At 56.4% G+C, this 4,250-nt stretch carries 3 protein-coding genes; 2 read left to right on the top strand and 1 reads right to left on the bottom strand.

Translation table 11 applies throughout. The features are described from left to right. Nucleotides 1-529, bottom strand: a 529-nt coding sequence (locus VGE80_RS03475; protein ID WP_440591691.1) for a tetratricopeptide repeat protein, incomplete at its 3' end; no start/stop codon positions are given. Between the two features lie 506 nt (nucleotides 530-1,035). Here VGE80_RS03475 and VGE80_RS03470 point away from each other — a divergent pair. Together VGE80_RS03470 and VGE80_RS03465 are read left to right on the top strand one after the other, a co-directional pair. Continuing rightward, nucleotides 1,036-2,109 (top strand): dipeptidase, encoded by a 1,074-nt coding sequence (locus VGE80_RS03470; protein WP_440591690.1) that lies wholly within the window; start codon nucleotides 1,036-1,038, stop codon nucleotides 2,107-2,109. 391 nt (nucleotides 2,110-2,500) lie between these two features. After that, nucleotides 2,501-3,838, top strand: coding sequence for an MFS transporter (locus tag VGE80_RS03465; RefSeq protein WP_440591689.1), 1,338 nt, complete (start codon nucleotides 2,501-2,503; stop codon nucleotides 3,836-3,838). Nucleotides 3,839-4,250 lie beyond the last annotated feature (412 nt).

Below are 4,250 nucleotides of genomic sequence, written 5' to 3'. Positions count from 1 at the left end.
CCTTGAAAATCGATTCGGGGAACTCCTGAACCAGCTTTTCGTAGGCTTCGACCGCCTTGGAGGTATTGCCGTCGGAAGCGGCTTCCAGACAAATGGCATAGCCCCACAATGCCCGTTCACGAATCGTCGGAGCGACGCCGTTCTGCTGCAGCAGTGACTCGAAGCCTTCCCGGGCTGACTTCAGGTCAACAAGAGCGATTTCACGGTTCGTAAACATCAAAGGGAGAGCGGTCTTCAGGTTTGTCTCGGCAACAAACAGCTCTGCCCACTGGCCCGGTGGCTTCCCCTTGAACTTATCAACAACGTCGCCAAATTCTTCCAGGTTCTGAGCCGAATCCAATAAGGTCCAGCCGGTCGCAGCCTCGGAATCATTCGTCCGCGTCCACCAGAAGATTCCACCCGCCAGCAGCGCGAGTAGAGCGATGCCACCAATGACCGTTCCGATATGACGCTCAAGAACTCCGACGGTTCGCGTGGTCACAACGCCGAGATCGTTCGTCAGAAGTTGATGTCGTTCTTCGCTTTTCATGCTGGAATTTCATTCAATTTGGCGGGCAATCTTGATCGCAAGGAATCGAGTGTAGGTCGACCTCGAAAGAGCGTCAAGGAAGGTATCCGATCAGCAAGTGCAGACGACGACGCCACAAACGCCGTTTTTACCTGGAAAGGAAACGTCCGGTCTGTCACGCGTTGCGATGGGCTAACACCTCCTGTGCGCTTGGATAGGATGAACGAAACTCGCTCTTCTGCCAAGTTCAAACAGCCGTCAAAACGCCAAATCATCGAGCACGGACAGAGACGGATCACGCTTTCCGCGAGGTTTTGAGTCCCTCACCGGGACAAGCCCAACGAACTCACTTCGCCCGGGCGAAATTTCCCGCGACTGCGGCAGTCGACCCAGGGACAAGACCCGGGACAAGAAGTCGCTTCGGATTCATCTCTACCTTTTTAAGTGTATTCAGATCATAAATGTGGGAAGTCGGTCCGCACGATTAACCCACCTTTTGAGACCCACCTGTTCGAAAGCAAACCTGAATGCTCATCTTTGACGCTCACCTGGACATGGCCTGGAATGCACTGGAGTGGAACCGTGATCTGATGCTTCCCGTGGCGAAGATCCGCGAGTTTGAGCAGCACTTCGACAAGATCATCCCGGGCCCCTGTACCGTTTCCTGGGACGAGCTTCGCCGGGGTCGTGTCGGGCTGATGATCGCCACCCTGCTTCCCCGGTTTCACCGAAAAGACAAGCCACTCACCTTCCCCCAGTCGCGAGAAGCCGCCTACGGAATGTCGATGGGCCAGCTCGCCTACTACCGGGCCATGGTGGAACGGGGCGTTCTGCGGGAAATCTCTGATAAAGCAGCTCTCGACGCGCACGTCGCAGAATGGAATTCACTTCGCGCCGGCACCCCTGCAGTGGGACAACCGCCGCTCGGATTCATCCTCAGCATGGAGGGCAGCCCCCCCATCCTGTATCCAGAACAGATTGAACACTGGTACAAGGCAGGACTTCGCCTTTTGGGCCCCGCCCACTATGGACCCAGCCCCTACTGTTTTGGAACTGGCAGCCAGGGGGGCTTTAACGAAGACGGCAAGAAGCTGCTGCGTGAAATGGACCGCGTGGGGATGCTGCTCGACGTGACTCACCTCGCCGACGAGTCCTTCTGGGATGCAATGGAGATCTATCAGGGGCCCTGCATCGCCAGCCACCACAACTGCCGGTCGCTGGTTCCCGCCGATCGCCAACTGACCGATGAGCAGATCCAGGAACTGATTCGCAGAGGTTCTGTGATCGGTGCCGCGTTTGATAACTGGATGCTCAAACCGGGTTGGGTCATTGGAGTCTCAGACCCAGCAACCGTGAAGCTGGATGACGTCATCAACCATATCGACCACATCTGTCAATTGGCCGGTAACGCCAACCATTGCGGCATGGGCACCGACCTGGACGGCGGCTTCGGTAAAGAGCAGTCCCCGTCTGACCTGGACACGATCGCCGACCTGGGACGCGTGGGAGAACTGCTCTCCAAGCGGGGCTATTCTTCCGATGACGTTGAACGGATTATGTGGCGGAACTTCGTGGAATTCTTCCAGCGGGCATGGGCTTGATCCACTCCCCGGCTTGAACCTGAAGAGGGGAACCAATCATGGTTCCCCCTTCTCTCTGTTCACGGAAACCATTCGTTTCCCACGGGAACCCGGAACGCTTCGATCCGCCCCTTCACCGCGAATCGACATTTTCGTGGATTGGTGTATAACCCTTCCCTGGCGAGTTGGCCGAACCGGGAACCCCTTGCAACCGTAACCTTGCGGGCAAACGGGTTTTCCGTTCCGCAGAGCGCTGACGGGGTATGAGGATCGATCTCTCAGGCTTCGGGTTCCCCGCGGAAAACGAGCCTTTACTTGCTCCGTCAGGCCGCCCACGCCATCATCAGCCCTTCGCAGCCTCTGGAAACGACGTCTTTTGTTACTCATACCTGGATGATTTAAGGATTCCCATATGCAGCGTTCTGTCTTCTTGAAACTCAGCGTGATGATGTTTCTCCAGTTTTTCATCTGGGGAGCATGGTTACCGTCGAGCTTCGGATTCTTCGGTGACGGGGCGCTTGGCTTCGACGCGTGGCAGCAATTCGGCCTCAATATCGCCTTCCCGATTTCGGCGATCATCGGCATGTTCTTCGGAAATCAGTTCGTCGACCGAAACTTCGCTGCGGAAAAGTTTCTCGCCGTCAGCCATTTCATCGGTGGAACGGCCATGCTGGTCTTCGGTTACATGGCGTGGAAACACTTCCAGGGAGAGCCCGCGGCAGCACCGAACTACTGGATCTACTTTGCCTGTATGGCGATCCACTGCTTCTTCTATGTCCCGACGATCTCGGTGACCAACGCGATTGCGTTCTCGAACATCACCGATCCGCAGAAAGATTTCGGCCCCGTTCGCTTGTGGGGGACGATTGGCTGGATCGCGGCAAGCTGGCCATTCATTTTCATCCTGGCAGACTGGTCCAAGATTCCTGCTTTAAGTGAAGTCGGATTCGTAACCTGGCTTGGGAAGGCGCTGGGAACGCCACTCACAGGACAGCCACTGAACCAGGGCAAAAGCTGGGCATTCATTACCGCCGGAATTGCCTCGCTAATACTTGCCGCATTCAGCCTGACACTGCCTCACACCCCACCCAAGCCCTCAACCGACGAGAAAAAATCCCTGGCCTGGCTGGAAGCGATGCGGTTGCTCAAGCACCCATTCCTGCTGGTGCTGTTCGTCGTCACCTTCATCGATGCCACCGTGCACGACGGCTTCTTCTTCTTCGCATTTACGTACCTCGAAAAAGTGGGCGTCCCTTCCAACTGGATTCAGCCCGCCATGAGCGTTGGTCAAATTGCGGAAATCGGGACGATGGCCGTCCTTGGCTATGTCCTGAAGAGCCTCGGCTGGCGCTGGACCATGATTATTGGTGTTCTCGGCCATACCGTGCGATTCGGTGTCTGGGCTCTGGCACCGGACCCCTACTTTGCCGTTGCGGTCAACGTCCTGCACGGCGTCTGCTACGCCTTCTTCTTTGCCACGCTCTACATTCTGGTCGACGAAGTCTTTCCGAAAGACGCCCGAACCAGTGCACAGGGGTTGTTCAACTTCCTGATTCTGGGACTCGGCCCCATCACAGCACGTTATCTCTGGCCGGAACTCCAAGAGGCCTACACCGTCGACAATGGGGTTCAATACCGCCAGTTGCTGCTGTATCCAGCCGGTGCGGGCTTGCTCGCTGCAATCCTGCTGCTGCTGTTCTTCCACCCGCCGAAGACCGGCACTGAAAAAGCAGAGCCCGCCAGCGCCTGATCGGCCTGACGATGAAAACCGAGCGACCACGGACATCCTTGCCCGTGGTCGTTTTTGTTTCCGACGTACTTGTTTCGGACGTTCGTAGACCAGACCCCGCCAACAGGAGACCGACGCTCCGCAACGACACATCACCACCCGTAGCGGCGAGACTTCTCGGCTTTCACAGACCTGATCAGCTTGATTTTTGTAGTGAGAAATTCTGGTGGAACCACCAGCTCTTTGAATTGCTCTGCAGCCCGCAACGAGACTGCTTCGAGAGGACGGACGGTAGTAATCGCTATTCAAGTTGCCGGTGAACAGGGCTCGCCTGCAGAATGACTTGCGACATTCTGAGGCGAGCCAATTAACGATATGGGACTCACCGGCTCGACGTTACACAGGTGTTACAGACTTTCAGTCGTTGCGGCTT

This window comes from Schlesneria sp. (assembly GCF_036405755.1).
Taxonomy (GTDB): domain Bacteria; phylum Planctomycetota; class Planctomycetia; order Planctomycetales; family Planctomycetaceae; genus Schlesneria; species Schlesneria sphaerica.
Note: the sequence above shows the minus strand (reverse complement) of the source record. Positions and strands in the feature narration are given on the sequence as shown.